At 75.7% G+C, this 22,919-nt stretch carries 25 protein-coding genes and 1 riboswitch; of the genes, 14 read left to right on the plus strand and 11 right to left on the minus strand.

Annotation, left to right across the window (positions count from 1 at the left end):
• The 5 genes from ACT17Q_RS00700 to mnhG are packed head-to-tail and all read left to right on the plus strand — an operon-like array spanning nucleotide 1 to nucleotide 3,416.
• On the plus strand, nucleotides 1-501 hold the full coding sequence (locus ACT17Q_RS00700) for a Na(+)/H(+) antiporter subunit C (protein WP_141321038.1): 501 nt from the start codon (nucleotides 1-3) through the stop codon (nucleotides 499-501).
• A complete protein-coding gene (locus ACT17Q_RS00705; RefSeq protein WP_444664011.1) occupies nucleotides 498-2,087 on the plus strand; it encodes a Na+/H+ antiporter subunit D in 1,590 nt (529 codons plus the stop codon). The genes ACT17Q_RS00700 and ACT17Q_RS00705 overlap by 4 nt, the downstream gene beginning before the upstream one ends.
• On the plus strand, nucleotides 2,084-2,650 hold the full coding sequence (locus tag ACT17Q_RS00710) for a Na+/H+ antiporter subunit E (protein ID WP_141321040.1): 567 nt from the start codon (nucleotides 2,084-2,086) through the stop codon (nucleotides 2,648-2,650). Before ACT17Q_RS00705 ends, ACT17Q_RS00710 begins: the two co-directional genes overlap by 4 nt.
• On the plus strand, nucleotides 2,647-3,042 hold the full coding sequence (locus ACT17Q_RS00715; RefSeq protein WP_141321042.1) for a monovalent cation/H+ antiporter complex subunit F: 396 nt from the start codon (nucleotides 2,647-2,649) through the stop codon (nucleotides 3,040-3,042). Before ACT17Q_RS00710 ends, ACT17Q_RS00715 begins: the two co-directional genes overlap by 4 nt.
• Complete coding sequence (gene mnhG, locus ACT17Q_RS00720) at nucleotides 3,039-3,416, plus strand: monovalent cation/H(+) antiporter subunit G (RefSeq protein WP_094181325.1); 378 nt, start codon at nucleotides 3,039-3,041, stop codon at nucleotides 3,414-3,416. Before ACT17Q_RS00715 ends, mnhG begins: the two co-directional genes overlap by 4 nt.
• Before the next feature lie 36 nt (nucleotides 3,417-3,452).
• Here the strand turns inward: mnhG and ACT17Q_RS00725 are convergent, their stop codons facing one another.
• The 3 genes from ACT17Q_RS00725 to ACT17Q_RS00735 form a co-directional block, all read right to left on the minus strand.
• Nucleotides 3,453-4,139 (minus strand): ABC transporter ATP-binding protein, encoded by a 687-nt coding sequence (locus tag ACT17Q_RS00725; protein WP_094181324.1) that lies wholly within the window; start codon nucleotides 4,137-4,139, stop codon nucleotides 3,453-3,455.
• 132 nt (nucleotides 4,140-4,271) lie between these two features.
• Entirely contained in the window at nucleotides 4,272-5,195 is a 924-nt protein-coding gene (locus ACT17Q_RS00730; RefSeq protein ID WP_444664014.1) for a hypothetical protein, read from the minus strand.
• Nucleotides 5,192-5,710, minus strand: coding sequence for a hypothetical protein (locus tag ACT17Q_RS00735; protein ID WP_444664016.1), 519 nt, complete (start codon nucleotides 5,708-5,710; stop codon nucleotides 5,192-5,194). The genes ACT17Q_RS00730 and ACT17Q_RS00735 overlap by 4 nt, the downstream gene beginning before the upstream one ends.
• A 155-nt stretch (nucleotides 5,711-5,865) precedes the next feature.
• Between ACT17Q_RS00735 and ACT17Q_RS00740 the strand changes: the two genes are divergently transcribed.
• Nucleotides 5,866-7,392, plus strand: a complete 1,527-nt coding sequence (locus ACT17Q_RS00740) for a phytoene desaturase family protein (protein WP_444664018.1) — start codon at nucleotides 5,866-5,868, stop codon at nucleotides 7,390-7,392.
• Nucleotides 7,393-7,426: 34 nt separating this feature from the next.
• On the opposite strand, the gene ACT17Q_RS00745 is transcribed toward ACT17Q_RS00740, so the two are convergent.
• Nucleotides 7,427-7,696 (minus strand): DUF4235 domain-containing protein, encoded by a 270-nt coding sequence (locus ACT17Q_RS00745; RefSeq protein WP_444664020.1) that lies wholly within the window; start codon nucleotides 7,694-7,696, stop codon nucleotides 7,427-7,429.
• 71 nt (nucleotides 7,697-7,767) lie between these two features.
• Nucleotides 7,768-7,882: riboswitch (TPP riboswitch) on the plus strand.
• A gap of 78 nt (nucleotides 7,883-7,960) precedes the next feature.
• Between ACT17Q_RS00745 and ACT17Q_RS00750 the strand changes: the two genes are divergently transcribed.
• The 4 genes from ACT17Q_RS00750 to ACT17Q_RS00765 all read left to right on the plus strand — a co-directional run bounded on the left by ACT17Q_RS00750 (nucleotide 7,961) and on the right by ACT17Q_RS00765 (nucleotide 12,969).
• Complete coding sequence (locus ACT17Q_RS00750) at nucleotides 7,961-9,115, plus strand: thiamine ABC transporter substrate-binding protein (RefSeq protein WP_094181320.1); 1,155 nt, start codon at nucleotides 7,961-7,963, stop codon at nucleotides 9,113-9,115.
• Nucleotide 9,116: 1 nt separating this feature from the next.
• Nucleotides 9,117-10,898, plus strand: a complete 1,782-nt coding sequence (locus tag ACT17Q_RS00755; RefSeq protein WP_444664022.1) for an ABC transporter permease — start codon at nucleotides 9,117-9,119, stop codon at nucleotides 10,896-10,898.
• A 101-nt stretch (nucleotides 10,899-10,999) separates the two neighbouring features.
• The gene (locus ACT17Q_RS00760) at nucleotides 11,000-12,100 is read left to right on the plus strand and encodes an ABC transporter ATP-binding protein (RefSeq protein ID WP_208405369.1); all 1,101 of its coding nucleotides are present in this window, start codon (nucleotides 11,000-11,002) and stop codon (nucleotides 12,098-12,100) included.
• 98 nt (nucleotides 12,101-12,198) lie between these two features.
• Nucleotides 12,199-12,969, plus strand: coding sequence for a hypothetical protein (locus ACT17Q_RS00765; protein WP_444664024.1), 771 nt, complete (start codon nucleotides 12,199-12,201; stop codon nucleotides 12,967-12,969).
• Between the two features lie 66 nt (nucleotides 12,970-13,035).
• Here ACT17Q_RS00765 and ACT17Q_RS00770 read toward each other — a convergent pair whose 3' ends face one another.
• Complete coding sequence (locus ACT17Q_RS00770) at nucleotides 13,036-13,296, minus strand: hypothetical protein (RefSeq protein WP_444664026.1); 261 nt, start codon at nucleotides 13,294-13,296, stop codon at nucleotides 13,036-13,038.
• Between the two features lie 463 nt (nucleotides 13,297-13,759).
• On the opposite strand from ACT17Q_RS00770, the gene ACT17Q_RS00775 reads away from it, so the two are divergent.
• Nucleotides 13,760-14,548: a PadR family transcriptional regulator gene (locus ACT17Q_RS00775; protein WP_444664028.1), complete on the plus strand. Its 789-nt coding sequence runs from the start codon at nucleotides 13,760-13,762 to the stop codon at nucleotides 14,546-14,548.
• A gap of 102 nt (nucleotides 14,549-14,650) precedes the next feature.
• Here ACT17Q_RS00775 and ACT17Q_RS00780 read toward each other — a convergent pair whose 3' ends face one another.
• Nucleotides 14,651-15,760, minus strand: coding sequence for a GNAT family N-acetyltransferase (locus ACT17Q_RS00780; protein WP_444664030.1), 1,110 nt, complete (start codon nucleotides 15,758-15,760; stop codon nucleotides 14,651-14,653).
• A 63-nt stretch (nucleotides 15,761-15,823) separates the two neighbouring features.
• On the opposite strand from ACT17Q_RS00780, the gene ACT17Q_RS00785 reads away from it, so the two are divergent.
• On the plus strand, nucleotides 15,824-16,474 hold the full coding sequence (locus ACT17Q_RS00785; protein ID WP_444664032.1) for a hypothetical protein: 651 nt from the start codon (nucleotides 15,824-15,826) through the stop codon (nucleotides 16,472-16,474).
• A 64-nt stretch (nucleotides 16,475-16,538) separates the two neighbouring features.
• Nucleotides 16,539-17,828, plus strand: a complete 1,290-nt coding sequence (locus ACT17Q_RS00790; protein ID WP_444664034.1) for an Nramp family divalent metal transporter — start codon at nucleotides 16,539-16,541, stop codon at nucleotides 17,826-17,828.
• 49 nt (nucleotides 17,829-17,877) lie between these two features.
• Here ACT17Q_RS00790 and ACT17Q_RS00795 read toward each other — a convergent pair whose 3' ends face one another.
• From ACT17Q_RS00795 to ACT17Q_RS00805, 3 genes are read right to left on the minus strand one after another with little or no spacing between them, the layout of a single operon-like run.
• A complete protein-coding gene (locus ACT17Q_RS00795; RefSeq protein WP_444664036.1) occupies nucleotides 17,878-18,789 on the minus strand; it encodes a hypothetical protein in 912 nt (303 codons plus the stop codon).
• A gap of 1 nt (nucleotide 18,790) precedes the next feature.
• Nucleotides 18,791-19,366, minus strand: a complete 576-nt coding sequence (locus ACT17Q_RS00800) for an RNA polymerase sigma factor (RefSeq protein WP_268532497.1) — start codon at nucleotides 19,364-19,366, stop codon at nucleotides 18,791-18,793.
• Nucleotides 19,367-19,395: 29 nt separating this feature from the next.
• On the minus strand, nucleotides 19,396-20,670 hold the full coding sequence (locus ACT17Q_RS00805; protein WP_444664038.1) for an MFS transporter: 1,275 nt from the start codon (nucleotides 20,668-20,670) through the stop codon (nucleotides 19,396-19,398).
• 119 nt (nucleotides 20,671-20,789) lie between these two features.
• On the opposite strand from ACT17Q_RS00805, the gene ACT17Q_RS00810 reads away from it, so the two are divergent.
• Nucleotides 20,790-21,017: a chemotaxis protein CheW gene (locus ACT17Q_RS00810; protein ID WP_444664040.1), complete on the plus strand. Its 228-nt coding sequence runs from the start codon at nucleotides 20,790-20,792 to the stop codon at nucleotides 21,015-21,017.
• Between the two features lie 15 nt (nucleotides 21,018-21,032).
• On the opposite strand, the gene ACT17Q_RS00815 is transcribed toward ACT17Q_RS00810, so the two are convergent.
• Both ACT17Q_RS00815 and ACT17Q_RS00820 read right to left on the minus strand, forming a co-directional pair.
• A complete protein-coding gene (locus ACT17Q_RS00815; protein ID WP_444664042.1) occupies nucleotides 21,033-21,710 on the minus strand; it encodes a uridine kinase in 678 nt (225 codons plus the stop codon).
• A 146-nt stretch (nucleotides 21,711-21,856) separates the two neighbouring features.
• A complete protein-coding gene (locus tag ACT17Q_RS00820) occupies nucleotides 21,857-22,804 on the minus strand; it encodes a hypothetical protein (RefSeq protein ID WP_444664044.1) in 948 nt (315 codons plus the stop codon).
• Between the last annotated feature and the right edge of the window lie 115 nt (nucleotides 22,805-22,919).

Consider the following 22,919-nt stretch of genomic DNA (forward strand, 5'->3'; position numbering starts at 1 on the left):
ATGACCCCCAACCTGACGCTCGTCGTCGCGATCGGCGTGCTGTTCGCGGCGGGCGTGTACCTGCTGCTCGAACGGTCGCTGTCGCGCGTCCTGATCGGCGTGATCCTGCTGGGCAACGGCGCGAACCTGCTGTTCCTCGTCGCGGGTGGCCGCGCGGGACGGCCGCCGATCGTGGGGACGGCCGCCGAGGGGCAGATGAGCGACCCGCTCCCGCAGGCGATGGTCCTCACCGCGATCGTCATCACGCTCGGCATGACCGCGTTCCTGCTCGCGATGGCGTACCGGTCGTGGCAGCTGCAGCGGCACGACGAGGTGCAGGACGACGTCGAGGACCGGCGCATCGCGCGCCTCGCGGCGATCGACGAACGCGCGGTCACCGACGCCGACACCGAGGCGACCGCGCAGTCGCTCGACGAGGAGGCCGAGGAGGCCCGCGACGAGACCGACGAGGGAGCCGTGCCCGGCCAGGAACCGCGCCGCGAACAGGGGGTGACACCGTGACCGACTGGACCTGGATCGTGCCGCTGCCGGTCGTCATCCCGCTGTTCAGCGCGGGCCTGACGCTCGCGATGTACCGCCGCCCGCGAGTGCAGCCCGTGGTCTCGGTGACCGCGCTCGCGCTCGTGCTCCTCGCGTCCGTCGCGCTGCTCGTGCTCGCGGACGACGGCCCGCTCGTGGTCGACGTCGGCGGGTGGGCCGCGCCCGTGGGCATCAACCTGGTGGCCGACCGGCTCTCGTCGCTCATGCTGACGATCTCGTCGGCCGTGACGCTGTGCGTCCTGCTGTACTCGCTCGCGCAGGGCCGGGACGACAACGAGGAGTCCGCACCCGTCTCGATCTACCACCCGACGTTCCTCGTGCTCGCGGCGGGCGTCGCGAACGCGTTCCTCTCGGGCGACCTGTTCAACATCTACGTCGGTTTCGAGATCCTGCTCGCGGCGTCGTTCGTGCTCATCACGCTCGGCGGCACGCGCGACCGGATCCGTGCGGGCACCATCTACGTCGTCGTCGCGCTGCTGTCGTCGGTGCTGTTCCTCGTCGCGCTCGCGGCGATCTACGCCGCGACGGGCACCGTCAACCTCGCGCAGCTGTCGCTGCGCCTGCCGCACATCGACCCGGACGTGCGCCTCACGCTGCAGGTGCTGCTGCTGCTCGCGTTCGCGGTCAAGGCGGCCGTGTTCCCGCTCTCGGCCTGGTTGCCGGACTCGTACCCGACCGCGCCCGCACCGGTCACCGCGGTGTTCGCGGGCCTGCTCACCAAGGTCGGCGTGTACGCGATCATCCGCACGCAGACGCTGCTGTTCCCGGGCGGCCGGCTCGACGACGTCCTCATGTGGGCGGCGCTCGCGACGATGGTCGTCGGGATCCTGGGCGCGGTCGCGCAGGACGACATCAAACGTCTGCTGTCGTTCACGCTCGTCAGCCACATCGGCTACATGATCTTCGGCATCGCGCTGTCCACCGAGGCGGGCTGGACCGCGGCCGTGTACTACGTGGCGCACCACATCACCGTGCAGACCGCGTTGTTCCTCGTCGTCGGCCTCGTCGAGCGGGTGGGCGGGTCCACGTCGCTGACCCGGCTCGGCGGCCTGGCGAAGCTCGCCCCGGTGCTCGCGATCCTGTTCTTCGTGCCCGCGATGAACCTCGCGGGGATCCCACCGCTGTCGGGGTTCCTCGGCAAGCTCGGGCTCCTGCAGGCCGGCGTCGACGCCGGCACACCGCTCGCGTACCTGCTCGTGGTCGGGTCCGTCGTCACGTCGCTGCTCACGCTGTACGCGCTGGTCAAGGCGTGGAACAAGGCGTTCTGGCAGTCGCCGCAGGACGAGCCCCGCCCGGGGCGCCTGCCGTTCGGGATGGTCGGACCGACCGCCGCGCTCGTGCTCGTCGGGCTCGGGCTGACGTTCGCGGCCGGGCCGCTGTACGCGTACACCGAGCGCGCGGCCAACGCGTTCGCGCTGCGCACCACGTACATCCGCGCGGTGCTGCCCGACGGCGAGCGGGGCGAGGGCGAGTCCGCGGACGTGGCCGACGAGGACGCGCGACGCCAGGGCGCCGACGAGGACGCGCGGACGGGGGCGGAGCCGTGAGCCTGCACCCGCGGCGCGCGCGCCGCCTGCCCTGGGGCACGGTCGTCTGGCTGACGGTCGTGTGGGTGTTCCTGTGGGGCGACCTCAGCGCCGCGAACGTCGTCGCGGGCGTCACGCTCGCGCTGCTCGTCACGCTGGGTCTGCGCATGGCGTCGGTCGACTTCCACGGCACGGTGCACCCGTGGGGCGTGGTCCGGCTGTTCGCGCGGTTCGCGTGGGACCTGCTGCGCGCGTCGTTCGAGGTCGCGTTCCTGGCCCTGCGCCCGCGGTACACCCCGCACGGCGCGGTGATCGGCGTGCAGCTGCGCAGCCACTCGGACCTCTACCTGACGATGACCGCGGAGCTGTGCTCGCTCGTGCCCGGCTCGCTCGTCGTCGAGGCGCACCGGCTCACCGGCCGGCTGTACCTGCACGTGCTCGACGTGCGCGCGGCGGGCGGGATCGAGGCGGCGCGGCAGGCCGTGCTCGACCAGGAGGAGCGCGTGCTGCGGGCGTTCGCGTCACGTGCCGAGCTCCGGTCGGCGGGTCTGCTGGGCCCCGAGACGGCGGGGGTGCGCGGATGACGTGGGTGGTGCTGGTCTGCGCGGCCATGATCACGGTGGGTGCGGCGCTCGCGATCGTGCGGGCCGAGCGGGGTCCCTCGATGCTGGACCGGACCATCGCGCTCGACATCACGGTGACCGCGGTGATCGCGGCGTTCGCGCTGTACGCGGCCGCGCAGCGGCGCACCGACGTGGTGCCCGTGCTCGTCGTGCTGTCGCTGGTCGGCTTCGTGGGATCGGTGACGGTCGCGCGGTTCGCGGCCGTCGAGCCCGAGGGTGAGGGCCGGGTGCGCACGCGCGAGGAGGTCGCGGCCGAGGAGGCCGCCCGGCGCGAGGCCGAGGAGGCCGAGCTGCGGCCCGCGGCGGAGCCCGAGGAGCACCACGGCGGCGGCGCGGAGGGAGAGGTGCGATGACCGCAGGTTCGGGCTGGGACACCCTCGCGGACGTGGTGTCGGTCGTGGCGCTGCTGGGCGGCTCGTTCCTCGTGCTCGCGGCGGGGGTGGGGGCGCTGCGGTTCCCCGACCTGCTCGCGCGGATGCACGCCGGGACCAAGCCGCAGGTGCTGGGGCTCGTCCTCGTGCTCGTCGGGCTCGGGCTGCGGCTGCGCTCGGGCGGTGCCGTGTGGGCGCTCGTGCTCGTCGCGGTGTTCGGGCTGCTCACGGCGCCCGTCGCGGCGCACATGGTGGGACGCGCGGGGTACCGGACGGGCAAGGTCCGCAACGACCTGCTGGTGGCCGACGAGCTGACCCGCGACCTGCGCGAGGCGCGCACGCGCGACGACGTCTGAGCCGCGCCTCGTCGTCGGGGTGCCGACGACGAGCGGTCAGCGCGTGTAGGTGCGGGCCACGGGACGCTCGACGAGCAGGCCGTCGCGCAGCTCGACCACGCGGTCGGCGAGGCACGCGAGCTCCGGGTCCTGCGTCGCGACGACGACCGCCGTGCCGCAGTCGCGCGCGACGGCGACGAGCAGCCCGAACAGCGCGAGCGCGCGCCACGAGTCGAGGCCCGCGGTCGGGTCCTCGGCGAGCACGACGCGGGGGCGGTGGACGAGCGCGCGCGCGACCGCGGCGCGCTGGCGCTGACCGAACGAGACGGCCTCGGGCAGGTGGTCCGCACCGGCGCCGACGAAGAGCCGGCCGAGCAGGGTCGCGGCGCGCTGGCGGGCCTCGGTGCCGGGCACGCCCATGCGCAGCAGGGGCAGCTCGACGTTCTGCACGAGCGTGAGCTCGGGGAGCAGGTCGTCGTCGGGGAAGACGAGGCCGAGCGCGCTCAGCCGCGTGGCGGCGAGCTCGTGCGGGCGCAGCGTCGCGAGGTCGCGGCCGTCGAGGCGGACGCGGCCGCGCAGGGGGTGCACGAGGCCGGCGAGCGCCTGGAGCATCGTGGTGGTGCCGGAGCGGGCGGGCCCGAGCAGGGCAACGGCCTCGCCGTCGTGGACCTCGAGGTGGGCACCGCGCAGCTCGGCCGGGGATCCGGTGCGTGCGACGAGGTCGCAGGCGGACAGCACGGACATGGCGCCTCGCAGCGTTGCGTCGGGGGTGGCCGGGGATCGTGGGGAGAGCCGGCCGCGGGGTGCCGAGGTCCGGCGACCCGCTTGGGTGGCATCTTGGCGGGCGACGCGCGGAGATTTGTCCGAATGAAACGATTAACTGCGTCCGATCGCGGCGCGCACCGGTCTCACGTCCTCCAGGCGGCGGCCCGTGGCGAGGCTCATCGGCACCGCGACGGCCACCGCCGTGAGCACCCACGCCGAGTAGTCGATCCCCAGGAACAGCCAGATGTTGGCGTGCATCACCGCGACCGCGAGCGCGAACAGTGCGCGCGTGCGGCGCCACAGCAGCCACACGGGCGCGGTCAGCTCGAGCAGCAGCGCACCAGTCGCGAGCCCGCTCGCCAGCACCGCGTGGTCCGCGACCCACTGCGCGACCCCGGCCGCGTGCGGCGACGTGCCCTGCCGCAGCACCCACGTCATGTTGTCGGACAGCGCCCACCCGATCCCCGAGTGCCGCAGCTTCTGCGCGCCCGTGAGCCAGTAGACGAGCGCCAGCACCGCGAGCGCCGCGCGCGGCGGCCACCCCCACACCACCGCACGCTCGTCGTCCTGGTCGCGGCGCGGCACGCGCGCGAACAGCAGCGGCACCGCGACCCACACCGTCAGCACGTCGTTGTGCAGCACCTTGCCCGACGAGCCCCACGACGCGCACAGCACCGCGTAGCAGACCCACGCGAGCACGAACCCGGCGTGCGCGCGGCGCCGCGCGAGCACCAGCGCGACCCCCGCCGTGCCGAGCACCGCGAGCGTCACGGGTAGCCACGCGGGCAGCGCCGCCGGCAGCCACGACACGAGCGTCAGGCCGTCGGTCAGCGCGGCCGGCCGCTCGGCGATCGCGGCCCAGTCGCGCGCGACGAGACGCAGCCCGATCACGAGCGCGACGAGCGTGTGGACCTCGCGGAGCCGGTAGCCCGGCCCGGGCGCGGTCAGCCGGGCGTCGAGCGTCCCGACGAGCGCGCGCACGCGGCCGTCACGGCTGCGCACGGCTGGACGGCGCTCCGGCGCCGAGACGCTCACAGCGTCACCTGCGCGAGCACCGTCGTCGGCCCGTGCTCGTGCCGTTCACGCGTCTCGCCGTCCATGGTCCACGCGGTCCGCTCGACCGCCGCCGAGGTGAACGCCGCGGGGTCGAGACCCGCGAGGCGCAGCCACGCGACGACCTTCTCGCGGCGGGCGCCCGTGGGCAGGTCGCGCAGCTCGGCGAGCTGGTGGGACGTCGCCGCGAGCGGCGCGTCGGCCGGCATCGGGACGGTCACGCGCACGCCGTCCGTCCCCGTCACGACGAGCCGCAGCGACGCGCCGTCCGCGGTTCGCACCGTGCTGAACAGGCGGAACGCGGTCACCGGCCACGCCTCGGCCTCCACCAGCGCACCCAGCGCGATGACGCCCAGCACGGTCCACGTGACCGCTCGGGCGCGGCGCCGTGCCCGCGCGTCCTCGCGCAGGTCCTCGTGCAGGTCCTCCCGCACCGTCGCCGCGGTGGGCTCCCGGCCCACGCCGTCCGCCGCCCCGCTCAACCCGTCCCCCCGCACGTCACCGTCCGCCCCCTCGGCCGACGGGACGAACTCTGCCAGACGCCGCGCACCGGACGGGCGGCTTTCGCGCCTCGACCTCGCGCGCCGCTCGCGCGCCCACGCGCTCGCCCTCGCGCACGCCCACCGCTCGCGGGTCGCGCCGTGGTGGTTGGATGGCGGGGTTCCTGGACGGGCGAGGCGAGGGGTCGCAGGTGCGCGGGCGCGGCGAGGGTCACACCGAGGTCGTCGTCGTGGGCGCCGGACCCAACGGCCTCGCGGCCGCGGTCACGTGCGCGCGCGCCGGGCTCCAGGTCACGGTGCTCGAGGCGCAGCCCGACGCGGGCGGCGGTGCGCGCACGCTCGACCTGGGCCTCGCGCCGGGCGTGGTGCACGACGTGTGCTCGGCGGTGCAGGCGATGGCGTGGGCGTCGCCGTTCTTCCGCGGTTTCGACCTGGCCGCGCGCGGCGTCGAGCTCCTGACCCCCGAGGTCTCGTACGCGCAGCCCCTGCCCGGCGGGCGGTCGGGCCTCGCGTACCGCGACCTGGACCGCACGGTGGAGGCGCTCGGCGAGGACGGGCCCGCGTGGCGTGCGCTCGTCGGGCGGCTGTCGGAGCACTGGCCGCACGTGGTGCGGCTCGCGCTCGGTGACAAGCGCTCGGTCCCGCCCGGCCTGCTCCCCGGCGGCGTGCCGAGCGCGGCGGCGTTCGGGTTCGCCGTGCTCGAGCAGGGCACCCGTGCGTGGGACCGGCGGTTCTCCGGGGACCTCGCACCCGCGCTGCTCACGGGTGTCGCGGCGCACGCGAGCACCCCGCTGCCGTCGCTCGCCGCGGCCGGGACCGCGCTGCTGCTCGCGTCGCTCGCGCACGCCGGGTCCGGCTGGTCCATCCCGCGCGGCGGCTCGCGCGCCATCACCGACGCGCTGCGCGCCGACCTCGAGGCGCACGGTGGTCAGGTCCTCACGGACCACCCGGTGCGCACCGCGGCCGACCTGCCGGGCGCGCACGCCTACCTGTTCGACACGACGCCGCGCACGGTCGTCGAGGTGCTGGGCGACGAGCTGCCCGCTCGCGCGCGGCGGGCGCTGAGCGCGTTCCGGTACGGCGACGGCGCCAGCAAGGTCGACTTCGTGCTCTCCGGGCCGGTGCCGTGGACGGACCCCGAGGTCGCGCTCGCGGGCACCGTGCACCTGGGTGGGACGCGCCGGGAGATGGCCGACGCCGAGGCGCAGGTCGCGCGCGGGCAGCACCCCGAGCGGCCCATGACGTTGCTGAGCGACCCCGCGGTGGTCGACGAGACGCGCGTCGTCGACGGCCTGCGTCCCCTGTGGACGTACGCGCACGTGCCCGCCGGGTCGGACGTCGACGTGACCGAGGCGGTCACCGCGCACGTCGAGCGGTACGCGCCCGGGTTCCGCGACCTCGTCGTCGCGAGCCGGTGCGTCCCCGCCGCGCGGATGTCCGGCCACAACGCGAACTACGTCGGCGGGGACATCGCGTCCGGCGCGGTCACCATGTGGCAGATGGTCGCGCGGCCCACCCCGCGGCTCGACCCGTACGCCGTCGGGCTCGACGGCGTGTACCTGTGCTCGGCCTCGACCCCGCCCGGACCCGGCGTGCACGGGCTCGGCGGCTGGTTCGCGGCGCGGCGCGCGCTGCGGGACGTCTTCGGCATCACGCAGGCGCCCGACCTGCACCCCTGACGCCGGGGCGCCGGGCGACGGGACGGGGGCCGGCTCAGTCGGTGATGTCGGTCTTCACCGCGAAGCGCGCCGTGCCGCGCGTCGCGAGCGCACGAGCGACCGCGACCGCCGCACCGGACAGCGCCGCGGCCACGAGGATCTCCGCGAGCTGCGAGTCGCCCGGGTCCTCCGCCTTCGGCGGCTTGTGGCCGCGCGCGGCCTGCCAGGACTGGGCGATCACCTGGTTCGCCGCCCACGCCGCCGCGGCGGCCGCGGCGAGTCCGACGAGCTTCGCGAGGACGGGGGTCGAGGGCTTGCCTGCCATGGACGCCGACGCTACCGCCCACGGGCGGTCCGCGCGCGCCGCTCGGCGTCCGGGCGCGGGTAGCATCGACCCCTGAACGACAGGGGAGCGCCGGGCTGACACCAGGGCGCTGAGAGTGCGGGACAGCCGCAGACCCTCGAACCTGATCCGGGTGATACCGGCGTAGGGAGTCGGGACTTCTCACCTCCGCCTCGTCGTGCCGGGGTCCTCGGTGCGACGAGGTGGTGGACCCCTCCTCGCAGACGACGCCAGGAGGCAGAACGCATGACCGGTCCGACGGTGCGCGGCACCCGCGCATCCCGACCCACCCGCCGCACGGCCGCGCTGCTCGGCGGCCTGCTGGTCCCCGCGCTCGTCCTCGCGGGCTGCGCGATCGCGGACGAGAGCACGCGGCCGGGCAGCACCCCCACCGCGGGCACGACGGGGACGGCCGGCGCCGACCCGTCCGCCGAGCTCGGCGGCACCGTCACCCTCGTGACGCACGACTCGTTCGCGCTGTCCGACGGCCTGCTCGAGAAGTTCACCGACGCCACGGGCGTCGAGGTCCAGGTGGTCCAGCCCGGCGACGCCGGCGCGCTCGTCAACCAGCTCGTCCTCACCAAGGACGCGCCGCTGGGTGACCTCGTGTACGGGATCGACAACGCGTTCGCGTCCCGCGCCCTCACCGAGGGCGTGCTCGAGCCGTACCGGTCGCAGGGCGACGCTGCGGACGACGCGATCGGCTTCGCGGTCGAGGGCGACGACGCGGGCGCGCTCACCGCGGTCGACTTCGGCGACGTGTGCCTCAACGTCGACGAGCAGTGGTTCGCGAAGCACGACCTGCAGCCGCCGACGACGCTCGACGACCTCACGAAGCCCGCGTACGAGGACCTGCTCGTCGTCCCCAACGCGGTGACCTCCTCACCCGGGTTCGCCTTCCTGCTCGCGACCATCGGCGCCAAGGGTGACGAGTGGCCGCAGTACTGGCAGGCGCTCGTCGACAACGGGCTCAAGGTCGCCGACGGCTGGTCCGACGCGTACTTCACGGACTTCTCCGGCGGGGGCGGCGGCGGGCCGCGGCCCATCGTGCTGTCCTACGCGTCGTCGCCGCCGTCGACCGTCCCCGAGGGCGGCGACGAGCCGACGACCTCGGCGCTGCTCGACACGTGCTTCCGGCAGGTCGAGTACGCGGGCGTGCTCGCGGGCGCCGAGAACCCCGCGGGTGCGCGCGCGCTGCTCGACTACCTGCTGTCCTACGAGGTGCAGGTCGACATCCCCGGCTCGATGTACATGTACCCCGTGAGCTCGCAGGTCGTGCTGCCCGCGCAGTGGACGCTGTGGGCGCCGCTGGCCGAGCACCCGTTCGAGGTCGCACCGGGCGACATCGCCGCGAACCGCGACGTGTGGCTCTCGACGTGGTCGCAGACCGTGATCGGCTGACATGACCGCGACGACCGAGCTCCCGCGCCCCGTGCGCGACGCACCGACCGTCGGGCCCGCGCGCCCGACGGCCCGCGTGCGCGTGCGGGGAGCGGGGCTCGGTCGGGGCGCGGCCTGGACCGTCGCGGTCCTCGTGCCGCTCGCGTTCCTCGTCGTCTTCTTCGCCTACCCCGTCGCCGTCATGGCCGGACGGGGGTTCGTGAGCGACGGGCGGCTCGACCTGTCGGGGTTCGCGGACGTGTTCGCGCGTCCTCGCACGTGGCGGATCATCGGGCAGACGCTCGCGCAGGCCGGCCTCGCCACGACCGTCAGCGTGCTGCTCGGCGTGCCCGGTGCGTACGTGCTGTACCGGCGGCGGTTCGCGGGCCGCGCCGCGGTGCGCGCGCTCGTCACCGTGCCGTTCGTGCTGCCGACCGTCGTCGTCGGCGTCGCGTTCCGGTCGCTGCTCGTCGAGAACGGGCCGCTCGGGTTCCTGCACCTCGACGGCACGTTCGCCGCCGTCGTCGCGGCGCTCGTGTTCTTCAACTACGCGATCGTCGTGCGCGGCGTCGGCGGCATGTGGGAGCGCCTGGACCCGCGCGCCGAGCAGGCCGCCCGGGCGCTCGGCGCGACGCCGTGGCGTGCGTTGCGCACCGTCACCCTGCCCGCGCTGACGCCCGCGATCGCGTCCGCCGCGTCGCTCGTCTTCCTGTTCTGCGCGACCGCGTTCGGCACCGTGCTGGTGCTCGGCGGGCTGCGCTACGGCACCGTCGAGACCGAGATCTGGGTGCAGACCACCCAGTTCCTCGACCTGCGCGCCGCCGCCGTGCTGTCCGTGGTGCAGCTCGTCGTCGTCGTGGTCGCGCTGCTCGCCGCGAACCGGGCCCGCGCACGGCGTGAGCGCGCGCTCCCGCTCGCGAGCACCGGGACCGCCGTGCGGCCCCTGCGGCTGCGCCGCCGCGCCGGCGAGCCCCGCGACGACGGGCTGGGGCTCGAGCGTGCCGCGGCCCTCGTCACCGCGCTCGTCGTCGCGCTCCTCGCGCTGCCGCTGGTGAACCTCGTCGTCCGCTCGCTGCGCGTCGGCGACCGCTGGGGGCTCGACCACTACGTCGCGCTGTCCAGCGTGCGCGGCGGCGTCACCGTGACCGTCTGGCAGGCCGCGCTCACGTCGCTGCGCACCGCCGTCGACGCGACGCTCCTCGCGCTGCTCGTCGGCGGGCTCGTCGCGCTCGTCGTGTCCCGCCGCCCGCGCCGGCCCGCCGCGCGCCGCGCCGTCGCCGGGATGGACGCGCTGTTCATGCTGCCGCTCGGGGTGTCCGCCGTGACCGTCGGGTTCGGGTTCCTGCTCGCGATGCACCAGCCGTTCGGGCTCGACCTGGACCTGCGCCGGTCGCCGTTGCTCGTGCCGGTCGCGCAGGCCGTCGTCGCCGTCCCCCTCGTCGTGCGGACCGTGCTGCCCGTGCTGCGCGCCATCGACCCACGGCTGCGCGAGGCCGCCGCGACGCTCGGCGCCGCACCCGGACGGGTGCTGCGCTCGGTCGACCTCGCCCTGGCCGGGCGGGCGCTCGGGCTCGCCGTCGGGTTCGCGTTCGCCGCGTCGCTCGGGGAGTTCGGCGCGACGTCGTTCCTCGCGCGGCCCGACCGGCCCACGCTGCCCGTCGTGATCTTCCGGCTCATCGGCCGGCCCGGGCCCGAGTCGTACGGTGCGGCGCTGGCCGCGTCGGTCGTGCTCGCGGTGCTGACGGCGGGCGTCGTCGCGGTGTGCGAGCGGCTGCGCCGCGCGGGAGAGGGAGGCGAGTGGTGACCACGGGGAGCACGAGCACGGGCGTCCCGACGACGGGCGTCCCGACGACGGCGGCGGGCGTCGCTCCGGCGCCGGCAGCCCCGAGGCCCGCCTCGAGCGGGCTGGGCGTGCGCGACGTCGTCGTGCGCTACCCGTCCGCGCGCCGCCGGCTGCCCGGCACCACCGCCGTCGACGGGGTGAGCCTCGACGTCGCGCGCGGCGAGGTGCTCGCGCTGCTCGGCCCGTCCGGGTGCGGCAAGTCGTCGTTGCTGCGCGTGGTGGCGGGGCTCGAGCCGCTCGCGGGCGGCGACGTCACGTGGGACGGGCGGTCCGTCGCCGACGAGCCCGTGCACCGGCGCGACTTCGGCCTGATGTTCCAGGACGGCCAGCTGTTCGCGCACCGCGACGTCGCGGGGAACATCGCCTACGGGCTGGCCGGCCGGCCGCGCGCGGAGGTCGCGGCGCGGGTCGAGCGGCTGCTCGAGCTGGTCGGGCTGCCCGGTGCGGGGGCACGGTCGGTCGCGACGCTGTCCGGTGGTGAGCGTCAGCGCGTCGCCCTGGCCCGCGCGCTCGCCCCCGCACCGCGCCTGCTGCTGCTCGACGAGCCGCTGTCCGCGCTGGACCGTTCGCTGCGCGAGCGCCTCGCGCTCGACCTGCGCGCCGCACTGCTCGCCACGGGCACGACCGCGCTGTTCGTGACGCACGACCAGGACGAGGCGTTCGTCGTCGCCGACCGCGTCGCCGTGATGTCCGCCGGGCGTCTGCTGCAGGTCGCCGCGCCCGCCGAGCTGTGGCGCGCGCCGGCAAGCGAGGACGTCGCCCGGTTCCTGGGGTACGAGGCGTTCGTCGTCGCCGCGGACGCGCCGGCCACCGTGCGCGCGGCCGCCGGGGACGTGCCCGACGAGGCGTCGACGCTCGCGCTAGCGCCGGGCGCGCTCGTCGTCGTCCCCCCCGCGACGCCGTCCCCGACCTCGGCAGCCGGTTCACCCACGACCTCGCGCACGACCGCGCCCGCTGCGCCGGTGGACGGCGTCGTGCTCGCGGTCCGGACGCGGCGCGGCACACCCGCGCTGCACGTCGAGGTCCCCGGCGTCGGCGAGGTCACCGCCACCGCACCGGCCGGTCTGCTCCCGGCTCCGGGCACCGCGGTGCACCTGCAGGCGACGCCCGGCGCGGTCGTCGTCCTCCCCCCGGCTCCCGCCCCGTCCCCGCCGGCGGGCTGACGCCCGCCCGTCCCTCGCCCGGCGACCGGGCCGACGTGCGCGCACCTGGTCGCGGGGCTAGCGTCCGAGACGACGAACCAGACGGGCAGGTGAGCGCCATGACGTTGGACCGTCGAGAGGTCGTGTCCCTCGAGATCCCCGCAGGTCTCGCCACGGTGTGGGAGCACCTGCGCGAGCCCGCGCTCGTCGGCCGGTGGTACGGCCCGGACGCCGGCGGCCAGGACCCCGGTGCGCGCGCGTTCGTCGAGACCGCGATCGAGCGGCGCGACGTCGAGCACGACTCCACCACCCACACGCTCACCTGGCCCAACCACGACGTCCTGCGCGTGAGCGCGGCCGCGCACGCGCCGCACCGCACGCGCCTCGTCGTCACGCGGCGCAGCCACGACGCCCTGCCCGTGCGGTTCGACGGCAACATGGACGAGGTCGACGAGCGGTGGATCGCCGACGTCCACCAGCTCCAGTTCGCGCTCACGCACCAGCCCGGCCAGGACCGCCGCACGCTCGTCGTGCAGGACGCCGACGCCGGTGAGCGCCGCACGCGCCTGCTCGACCGGCTCGGGCTGCACGGCGTGCGCGGTGTGCCCGTCGGGGGGCACCTGCAGGCGCAGCGTCCGGACGGGTCGATGCTCGGCGGCACGCTGCTCTACAAGACCGACCACCAGGTGGGGGTGCGGCTGCACGGGCCGAGCGACTCGTTGCTCGTCGTGCTCGAGACGCCCATCGGGGCCCACCCGCCGCACGGCACGGTGACCGCCGTGCTGTCCGTGTACGGGGTGCAGGACGACGAGTTCGCCGAGGTCGCCGCGCGCTGGCAGGCGTGGTGGCGGTCGGTCGGCGTGCACGAGCCGCTGGTCACCACGGGCTGACGCGCCGGTCGTCGGCGACCCGGCAGTCGCCTGTCAGGCGCCAGTCAGCCGCCCGTCAGCCGCCCGTCAGCCGGGGGGCGGGGCGTCGGCGCCCGGCTGCTCGTCGTGGCGGCCCAGGATCGTCGCGACGACGAACGCGAGGACGAGCGTGAGGTACGCCGCGCGGCCCTGCTGCCAGTGCCACGCCCCGACGCCGAGCGCGACGAGGCCGACGACGAGCGCGCCCGACGTGAGCAGCAGCACGCCGCGCTCACCGCGCCGGCGCAACCGCCGCACGTGCCAGGCGGCCACCACGCCGGCGGCCAGCGCCACCCCGAACGGAATCACGCCCCCGAAGTCTAGGCCGCCCCCGCCTCCGACCCCGCCCGTCTCCGACCCCGCCCACCCCCACCCCGCCCCGCTCCACGACCCCGCCTTTCCTCCGGGTCAGCGCCGCGATACCGCGAGCGATGGCGGTCTCGCGGACAGGGCGACGGTCGACCCCGGGGTTGCTCCGGGTCAGCGCCGCGATACCGCGAGCGATGGCGGTCTCGCGGACAGGGCGACGGTCGACCCCGGGGTTGCTCCGGGTCAGGGGCGCGATACGGCGAGCGATGGCGGTCTCGCGACAGGGCGACGGTCGACCCCGGGGTTGCTCCGGCTCAGAGGCGTGAGAGGCGGAGGAAGGGCGGGGTCGTCGTCGGTCGCGGGGTGGATGGCGCGGAAGGGGTTGTGGACGATGTATTGGCGATATATCGTTAGCGCGTCGCCGGAACACCGGCGCATCCACGAACCTCCAGGAGGCACCCCGATGCGACACGATCACGCAGGGTGCGGGCGGCGCGACGAGCGCCCCGACCCGATCGAGAACATCACCGGCCGCGAGCGCGGCGAACGACGACGCCGGCCCGAGGGCGGGCCCTGGGCGGACGTCCCGGACGGCTGGGACGGGCCGCGGCGCGGGCGTCGCGGCGGTCGCGGCTTCGGTCCGCGCGGCGGCTGGCCCGAGGGCCCGGGCGGGCCGGGCTTCGGCTTCGGACCCGGCGGTCCGCACGGCTTCGGCGGCCCCCGCGGCCACCGCGGCCGGGCCGGGCGCGGCGACACGCGCGCGGCGATCCTGCTGCTCCTCGCGGAGCAGCCCATGCACGGCTACCAGCTCATCCAGGAGATCGCCCAGCGCACCGAGGGGCGGTGGCGGCCCAGCCCGGGCGCGGTCTACCCCGCGCTGTCGGCGCTCGAGGACGAGGGTCTGGTGAGCATCGAGCGTGAGTCGGGCCGCAAGCTGGCCCGGCTCACCGAGGCGGGCGGCACGTACGTGACGCAGCGCGCCGACGAGCTCGGCGACCCGTGGCAGGCCGCGAGCGAGCGGCCCGAGCACCCCGGGCGGGCGCTGCGCCGCGCGATCGACACCCTCGCGGGTGCGGCCGAGCAGGTCGCGCGCGCGGGCACGCTGGAGCAGGTGGAGCGGGCCGTCGCCGCGATCGACGCGGCCCGCCGCGAGCTGTACCGCCTGCTGGCGGACGAGCCCACGGCCCGCGGGGCCGGCGGCGCGACGCCGGACGCCCCGGTCGACGAGCCCCAGGACCCCCAGGAGTCCTGACACGCGGCTCGGGACGCACGAACGGCCGGTGACGCATCTCGCGTCGCCGGCCGTTCGACGTCCCCGGCTCGTCGGGGCCCACCACGGGGCACTGCCCGGTGGTCAGGCGACCTTGAGCTGCCACTCGCCCGCGCAGCCCGCGGGGCGGAACCCGAGAGCGATGTTGATCGCGAGCATGTGGTCGTTCTCCTCGGCGTTCCACGTGTCGATGCGCCGCGCCTGCGGGCGGACCTCGGCGAGCCGCTGGAGGTTGACCGCCTTGAGCAGCATCCCCAGCCGGTGGCCGCGGTGTCCTTCGGCGACGAGCGTGTCCTCCTGGTGCACGAGGTCGCGCACCGGGGGGATCTCCTCGAGCGTCGTGTAGCCGGCGAGCCGGCCGGTCGCGACGTGCTGCACAGCCACCGTCCACGAGCGGATGCCCCGCGCGTCGTGCGTGTCCTCGAGGGTGCGCACACGCTTCGCGTCCCACACGTCCTGCTCGTAGTCGAGCCCGCCGAGCGGCGGGGCGACGCTCATCTCCGTGTAGAGCGCCGCGGCCTGGTCGACGAGCTCGTCGGGCACGTGCTCGTCCCACGTGACGACGCGGTACGCGTCGCCGGCGGCCCGCGCGGCATCGGCGCGGAACGACTCGAGCGTGTCGGGGTCGACGGGCAGCTCGAGGACCGAGCGGCGCGCGACCTGCTCGAGCGCCCAGCCGCGCGCGGCGAGGAACCGTACGCCGGCGTCGTCGACGGGCACACGTCCGGAGCCGGTGGTCGCCGAGCGGGCCGTCGGGCCCTCGGGCGGCTCGGCGCGGTGGTCGGTCTCGGCCATGAGCGTGGTGCGGCCGTGCGCGCGGGCGAGCCGCAGCACCTCGTCGTACAGGGCGCCGCCGATGCCCTGGCGCCGGTGGGCGGGTCGCACCACCACGCCGACGTACGCCCAGGCCGTGTTCTCCTGCAACGGGAGGAAGAGCAGGCCGGTGCCGAGCACGTGCTCGTGCCGCACCTCGTCGTCCGGGGGCGCGTCGTCGGCGACGGCGACCAGCCGGATCGTCCTCTCGTACGGCTGCGGGCGCGACGACTCGAGCAGCTCGGCGGCCGTGCGCGCGTAGTCGTCGTTGCCCCACACGTCGCGGTTGACCTCGTTGACCGCCTCCGTGTACCCGCGCAGCAGCGCGGCCCCCGGCTCCGTCGCCGAGGCCGTGACCGGTACCTCCCGGATGCTCACCATGTGGACAGGGTGCGCGCGCGAAGGTCCCCGGCGCCACCGGAAATCGGTGCCTACCCTCGGGGCATGAACTGGCTCGAGGTCGTCGGGTGGATCGGCTCGGTGCTCGTCGTCGTGTCGCTGATGCAGGCACGCGTGCTGCGCTTCCGGGTGCTGAACCTGGCGGGCGCGGCGATCGCGACCGTCTACAACGTCGTGATCGACGTGTGGCCGTTCGCGGCCATGAACGGCGCGATCGCGGTCATCGACGTGTACTGGCTGTGGCGGCTGCTGCGCGAGCGGCACGACGAGGCCGCGTACGAGGTCGTCGAGGTCGCGCCCGACGACGCGTACCTGCAGCGTGTGCTGGACGTGCACGCGGCGGACATCGCGCGGTTCGCGCCGTCGCCGGTGGTGCGTCCGACGAGCGCGGCGGGCGCGGCGGGTGCGGGGGCGACGGCCGCGTTCCTCGTCGTGCGCGGCGACGAGACCGTGGGGGTGGTGCAGCTGCGCGACGAGGGCGCGCGCACCGCGCGGGTGCTGCTCGACTACGTGACGCCGCGGTTCCGCGACTTCACGCCGGGGGAGTTCGTGTACCGGCGCAGCGGGGTGTTCCGCGAGCGGGGGTTCGACCGGCTGGTGGTGGAGCCGCTCGCGACGAACCGGGACTACTTCCGGCGGGTGGGGTTCGCGCCGGGCGCGGACGGGACGTGGACGCGGGCGGTCGCGGCGGCGTAGCCCGTCCGGGCGGAACGCGTCGGAGTACAGGGGTGCGCGCCCGGCTGTCCGCGCTAGAGTTCGGATGACCGAACTTCTGGACGAGGAGAGCCGGATGGCCGACGCGCCCACCGTCGCGCGCACGCCGCACGAGCGGCCCCACGTGCCGCGCCGCCGCGGCGGTGCCGTGCTCCTGGGACCCGCGTTCGTCGCCGCCATCGCGTACGTCGACCCGGGCAACGTCGCCGCGAACCTCACCGCCGGGGCGCGCTACGGCTACCTGCTGCTGTGGGTGCTCGTCGCCGCCAACGCCATGGCGGTGCTCGTCCAGTACCAGTCCGCCAAGCTCGGCCTCGTCACCGGCCGGTCGCTGCCCGACGTGCTGGGCGCGCGCCTGCGCCGCGGACCGCGCCTCGCGTACTGGGCGCAGGCCGAGCTGGTCGCCGCCGCGACCGACGTCGCCGAGGTCGTCGGCGGCGCGATCGCGCTGCACCTGCTGTTCGGGCTCCCGCTGTGGCTCGGCGGCGTGGTCGTCGGTGCCGTGTCGCTCGTCCTGCTCGCGACGCAGGACCGCTACGGGCAGCGGCGGTTCGAGCACGTCGTCGTCGCGCTGCTCGCCGTCATCACCATCGGGTTCCTCGCCGGGCTCGTCGTCTCGCCACCCGACGCGCGCGGCATGCTGTCCGGCCTCGTGCCACGGTTCGAGGGCAGCGACTCCGTGCTGCTCGCCGCCTCGATGCTCGGCGCCACCGTCATGCCCCACGCGATCTACGTGCACTCCGCGCTCGCACGAGACCGGCACGGGCACGCCGAGCCCGGGCCGTGGCGCGACCGGCTGCTGCGCGCGACTCGCTGGGACGTCGGCATCGCGCTCGTCGTCGCCGGCATCGTCAACATCGGCCTGCTGCTGCTCGCCGCCGCGGGCCTGCGGGGCGAGCCGGGCACCGACTCGATCGAGGGTGCGCACGCCGCGATCACCGACGCGCTCGGGCCCGTCGTCGGGCTCGCGTTCGCGGTCGGGCTGCTCGCCTCCGGCCTCGCGTCCACGTCCGTGGGGGCCTACGCCGGCGCGACGATCATGGCCGGTCTCCTGCACCGGCGGATCCCCATCCTCGTGCGGCGCGTCGTGACGATCATCCCCGCCGTGCTGCTGCTCGCCCTCGGTGCCGACCCGACGTGGACGCTCGTCGTCTCCCAGGTGGTCCTCAGCTTCGGCATCCCGTTCGCCGTGATCCCGCTCGTGCGGTTCACGCGCAGCCGTGACGTCATGGGCGAGGCGCGCACACGCACGCCGCTGCACGTGGCGCTCGTGGTGGTCGTCGCGCTCGTCGTCGTCCTCAACGCGACGCTGCTGGTGCTGCTCGTCGCGTCCTGACGGGGCGGCGCGGGTCACGTCGGCTGCGCCGGTGACCCGCGCCGCGCGGTCAGTCCTCCGCGACCTCCGTGACGACGTCCTCGGCGGGCGGCTCCTCGCCCGCGCGACGCACGTCCACGGTGAAGCGGTCCAGCTCCGCCGCCGTGCCGGCGGTCCCGTCCGCGAGCGTCGGTCGCACCTCCCGCACGGTCTCGTCCGACGGCCACCACGCGGCCCACACGCCGTCCGCGACGCTCGCCTCGAGCGTCGACCCGTCGCTCAGCCGCACCTCGACGGCCGCCACGTCACCCCCGACGCGCCCGAGGGCGAAGCCCCACGGCTCGTCCGACCCGACGTTCTGCACACCGGCCGAGACGAACGACGCACCGTCGTCACCCGGCAGCGTGTCCTCACCGACGAAGCCCAGCCCCACCTGCTCGCCGTCCGACGACCCCGTGCCGTCCACGAACGCCGAGCCACCCGCGTCGGTCGCGGTCACCGACGTGCGCACGCGCGGGCCGATCAGGCACGACTGGAGGCCGGCGTCGGAGCTCAGGACGGCGAACGTGGTGGCGCCCCGGCGGTCGGCGACCACGGGGCGCGCGCCGTCGAGGTTGAGCGGCAGGTCCGTGCCGGAGGCACCCGCGGCGGCGTCGGTGCGCAGCGCCAGGCACGCGTCGCCCGCCGCCGCGAGCTCGTCGGGGCCGAGCGTGGCCGGCACCGCGGTCCAACCCGCGAACGCCGCGGAGTCGGTCGGGTTCGGGACGAGCAGCGGCACGGCGGCCACCGCGGCGGCCGCGACGCCGACGAGCGCCAGGCGTGCGGCGCGGGGCCGGCGGCGCGGCGCGCGGTCGGCGAGCGTGGGCACGTCGTCGGCCGCGATGCGTGCGGTCACCAGGCGGTGCGCATCGCTCAGCCCGTCCGGGTCGATCGGGTCCGTGGGGCGGAGCGCGGCGAGGCGGTCCGTGGTCGAGGAGGTCATGTCAGCCTTCCGGGGTGACGAGGGTGAGTGCGGAGCGCGCGGCGGGCGAAGGCGCCGGGTCGTCGGCGTCGCTCTGCGAGGCGAGCGAGCCGTCGAGACGGCGACGGGCGCGGTGCAGGCGCACCTTGAACGCCGAGACCGAGCAACCGGCCACGCGGGCCGCCTGCGCGGGGAGCAGCCCGTCCCACGCGACGAGCAGGAGGGCCTCCCGCTCGACCGGGGTGAGGGCCGCCAGGGCCCGCAGCAACGCGTCACGCTCGGAGACGACCTCGTCCGCGGAGGACGAGGCGGGGGCCACGACGGCGTGCAGACGAGCGAGCTCGTCGGACAGCACACGCGCGCGGTGGCGCGAACGGCGGTGGGACGCGACGGTGTTGCGGGCGACGACGAGGAGCCACGGGAGCGGCTCGCCGGGCACGTCCGCGAGCCGCCGCCAGGCGACCAGGAACGTCTCGGCGACGATCTCGGGCGCCTCGTCACGGTCGACGTGGCGCAGCGCGTACGCCTGGATGCGGGGGGCGTAGCGGTCCCACAGGTCGGAGAACCGCTGCGCGTCGCTCGGCTGGGCTGTGCTCACACCTGGAAGTGTCCCGGGCGGGCCCAGGGTTACGTCGGTGGGTGTCCCGGCTCCGCGTCGGTGACCGGCGCGGGCTGCTCGTCGGCGTGCGCGACGTGCCGCAGCTGCCCCCAGATGAGGACGACGAACACGGTGGACCCCACGAACGCGAACCAGAACGGCGCGGTCACCCCCCACTCGCGCGCGAGCACCCCGCCGATCGCCGAGCCGAGGACCAACCCGCCGAACACCCCCACGAGGTTCACCGACCCGACGCGCCCCTGCAGCTCGGTCGGTACCGCGCGCTGGCGCACCGTGATGCTCGTCGTCCCCCACACGAACGCGTGCGCGCCGAACACGAAGAAGATGACGAGCGCGACCCACGGGGTCGACGTGAGCGCGAGCGCGAGGTGCGTGAGCGTCTCGATGACCAGGCCGATGCGCATGAGGTTCGCGAGCGACACCCGCCGCGTGATCCAGCCGTACGCCGAGGTCCCGACGAGCCCGCCGACGGCCTGCACGGTCGTGATGACGCCGAAGCCGACCGCGCCCATCCCCAGGTGCTCGCGTGCGTACAGCACGAGCACGGCCCAGGCCGCGCCGAACGTGACGTTGAAGATGAGGATCGTCAGCACGAGCGTGCGCACCGCCGCGTGGTGCACCACCCAGCGCACGCCCTCGGCGATGTCCGCGCGGATGTGCGTGCGCTCCGCGCGAGCACGCCCGTGCGGCGGGAGCCGCAGCCGCGAGATGAGCACCGCGCCCGCGAGCACCAGCACGCCGTACGCCGCGAACGGCGCCGCCTGACCGGCCGCGAACATCGCCGCGCCGATCGGCGGGGCCGCCATCTGGTTGACCGTCAGCAGGCCCGTCTGGATGCGCTGGTTCGCCGCCGCGAGGTGGTCGCGGTGCACCAGCATCGGCACGAGCGTGCTGGACGCGTTGTCCGCGAACGTCTCCGTGGTGCCCAGCACGAACAGCGCCGCGAGCACGAGCGCGATGGGCGCCGCGTCCACCGCCACGGCCACCGCGAGCGCCGCGACGACGAGCGCCCGCAGCACGTCGACCGTGATGACCAGCCGTCGCCGGTCCAGCCGGTCCGTCAGCGCACCGGCCCACAGCCCGAACACCAGCGGCGGCAGCCACTGCACCGTCGCGGCGAGCGCCACGAGGAACGCGTCGTCGGTGCGCGACGCCACGAGCAGCGGTCCCGCCGCGAGCACCAGCCCGTCCGCGAGGTTCGTCGTCCACGACGACGCGAGCACCCAGCGGAACGGGACGCCCAGCCGGCGGGGCACGAGCAGTTCCACGGTCCGGCGCAGCACCGTGCGACGATACCCGGCGCCGGGGACCCAAGGCCCTGGTCGGCCCGCCGGACCCGTGGGACGATCACGAGAGCCGGAGACCCCGGCCCCTGGTCAGAACATCCCACGAGGAGCTCGTCGTGTCCGCCGTCACCCTGTCCCCTGCTGCCCGTCCCGCCCGCCCGTCCGTCGCCACCTCGGTCCGGGTGCGCCGCTTCGTCGAGACCGTCCGGTGGGCGCCCGCCCCGCGGTTCGAGGGCTCGGCCGGCCGCCGCGCGGCGTTCGTCGGCTACCTCGTCGGCAGCATGGTCGCGTGGGTGCTCCTGGGTGTGGGGGTCTCGGCGCTGCTCGGCGCGCTCGTCGCCTGACGCCCGGCGTCCTGGCTACCGTCCCGGACTCGCGTCCGGCAGGGGTGCGCGGAGCACCGGTGCGGTGGGGTCGGTGTTGTCGACGACGAGCGTGGCGCGCTGCGCGGGCGCGCACGTGCTCAGGTAGAGCCGCTGCCCCTCGACGTACCGGCGGTTGCGGGCGTCCTGCGGGTCGGGCGGGCAGCCGTCGCGCACCGCCATGCGGCGGAACGTCTCCGCGAACGGCACGTCGAGGAACAGCGAGAGGTCCCACTGGTCGGCGAGCTCGTCGCGGTGCAGGAAGATCCCGTCGACGACGAGCACCGCGTCGTCCGGTGCGACGCGCTGCGGGGTGTCGACGCGCTCGTCGGACCGGTGGTCGAACACCGCGGTGCGGTACCGCCGGTCGCCGCCCGGGCCGAGCGGCACCAGCACCTCGCGGCGCAGCGCGGCGTAGTCGTAGGAGTCGAGGAAGAACCCCTCCGGCGAGGTCCGGCCTCGCCGGTACCGCTCGCGCGCGGGGTGGTGGAAACCGTCGACCGACACCCGCACCACAGGGACGTCCGCCGCGCGCAGCGCGTCGGCGAGCCCGTCGGCGAACCATGTCTTCCCGGCCCCGTCGACCCCGTCGACCCCGACCCGCACGGGCCGCCCGCCCCCGCACTCACCGATCTGCCGCACGACCCCGACCACGTGCCGCACGACATCCCCCACCGGCCCAACGTACCCGCCGCCCCCACCGGCCCGCCCCTCCCCCCCGGCGTGGTCGCGGGTCCGGTGGTCGGTCGCGCAGTCATCCGCGCGTCCCACCATCAGATGCGCGAACCACCACCAGACGCGCGACTCCCCTGGGCGGCAGGTCAGCGGCGGCCCGTGAGGGGGGACAGCAGGGGGTGGGGGCGGGGCGTCGGCGGGAGGGCGCCGGGCGGTAGGACGCGGCGGGTGCGGTCGAGGATCGTCGTGAGCGTGTCCGCCGCGGTGACGTGCACCGTCTGCCAGCCGGCCTCCGCGAACGCGTCGCGCCGCAGCTTCTCCTCGAGGAGCTTGTGACGCGGGGCGTCGGCGTACTTGCCGATCCCGTCGTACTCGACCGCCACGCGCCAGTCCGGCCAGCCGAGGTCCGCCCAGTACACGGCGCGCGGTGTCGCGACACGCACCTGGGTCAGCGGCGGTGGCCAGCCGGCACGCAGGAACGCGAACCGGGTCATGCTCTCGCGCGCCGACTCCGCCCCGTCGTCGGCGAGCGCGGCGAGCAGTCGCGCCCGCGCGCTGCCCAGCCCGCGCGCCGCGGTGACGAGCTCCTCGAGCCGGGACCGGGGGAGCCCGGCGCGCAGCGCGCTGTCCGCCACCACCAGACCCGCGAGCGGGGGCAGTGCCGCCAGGCAGTCCCGCACCGTGAGGGCCAGGTCGGTCACCGGTAGTCCGATCACGTCCGTGACGTGCTCGTCCGGGGGCAGCGGCCGGTGGTGCCGGACCGACGGGTCCGCGCTCCCGCTGCCCCGGTGCGCGTGGCGCAGGTGCGTGACGGGCTCGACCTCCCACAGCGCCAGCCCGTGCAGCACGGCGGCGGTGGTGTGGCTGAGCACGTGGCGCGCACGCGTCCTGCGGTGCACCCCCGCGGCGCGGGCGACGACGAGCGCGCGCGGGTCGCTCACGCCCGCCGGCACGTACACGCCGCACCCGGCCCGGGTCCACGCGCCGGCGGCGACCTGTCGCGCGACGACCCACGAGGGGTGCTCGTCGGCGTGCACGACGACGGGCCGGGGGACGGGAAGGACTGCGCTGCTGGATCCGGGACGTCGCGGCATGCGGGTCACGGTGCACCGTCCGTCGCCACGGCGCGGCGCCGCACCCCCGGGTCTGTGGACGGCCCGTCGTCGGCGCGGCCCTGTGGTCGGTTGGCGGTGTCCCGCCGCGCCACCT

The organism is Cellulomonas sp. CW35, assembly GCF_052378485.1.
Classification (GTDB): Bacteria; Actinomycetota; Actinomycetes; order Actinomycetales; family Cellulomonadaceae; genus Cellulomonas; species Cellulomonas uda.

Excerpts from the sequence above, each read along its gene's own strand:
- ACT17Q_RS00715 (WP_141321042.1), top strand. The coding sequence starts at position 2,647 with ATGACGTGGGTGGTGCTGGTCTGCGCGGCCATGATCACGGTGGGTGCG.
- ACT17Q_RS00745 (WP_444664020.1), bottom strand. The coding sequence starts at position 7,696 with ATGGCAGGCAAGCCCTCGACCCCCGTCCTCGCGAAGCTCGTCGGACTC.
- ACT17Q_RS00765 (WP_444664024.1), top strand. The coding sequence starts at position 12,199 with ATGACGTTGGACCGTCGAGAGGTCGTGTCCCTCGAGATCCCCGCAGGT.
- ACT17Q_RS00740 (WP_444664018.1), top strand. The coding sequence starts at position 5,866 with ATGGCGGGGTTCCTGGACGGGCGAGGCGAGGGGTCGCAGGTGCGCGGG.
- ACT17Q_RS00750 (WP_094181320.1), top strand. The coding sequence starts at position 7,961 with ATGACCGGTCCGACGGTGCGCGGCACCCGCGCATCCCGACCCACCCGC.
- ACT17Q_RS00755 (WP_444664022.1), top strand. The coding sequence starts at position 9,117 with ATGACCGCGACGACCGAGCTCCCGCGCCCCGTGCGCGACGCACCGACC.
- ACT17Q_RS00700 (WP_141321038.1), top strand. The coding sequence starts at position 1 with ATGACCCCCAACCTGACGCTCGTCGTCGCGATCGGCGTGCTGTTCGCG.
- mnhG (WP_094181325.1), top strand. The coding sequence starts at position 3,039 with ATGACCGCAGGTTCGGGCTGGGACACCCTCGCGGACGTGGTGTCGGTC.
- ACT17Q_RS00725 (WP_094181324.1), bottom strand. The coding sequence starts at position 4,139 with ATGTCCGTGCTGTCCGCCTGCGACCTCGTCGCACGCACCGGATCCCCG.
- ACT17Q_RS00780 (WP_444664030.1), bottom strand. The coding sequence starts at position 15,760 with ATGGTGAGCATCCGGGAGGTACCGGTCACGGCCTCGGCGACGGAGCCG.
- ACT17Q_RS00785 (WP_444664032.1), top strand. The coding sequence starts at position 15,824 with ATGAACTGGCTCGAGGTCGTCGGGTGGATCGGCTCGGTGCTCGTCGTC.
- ACT17Q_RS00790 (WP_444664034.1), top strand. The coding sequence starts at position 16,539 with ATGACCGAACTTCTGGACGAGGAGAGCCGGATGGCCGACGCGCCCACC.
- ACT17Q_RS00775 (WP_444664028.1), top strand. The coding sequence starts at position 13,760 with ATGCGACACGATCACGCAGGGTGCGGGCGGCGCGACGAGCGCCCCGAC.
- ACT17Q_RS00820 (WP_444664044.1), bottom strand. The coding sequence starts at position 22,804 with ATGCCGCGACGTCCCGGATCCAGCAGCGCAGTCCTTCCCGTCCCCCGG.
- ACT17Q_RS00795 (WP_444664036.1), bottom strand. The coding sequence starts at position 18,789 with ATGACCTCCTCGACCACGGACCGCCTCGCCGCGCTCCGCCCCACGGAC.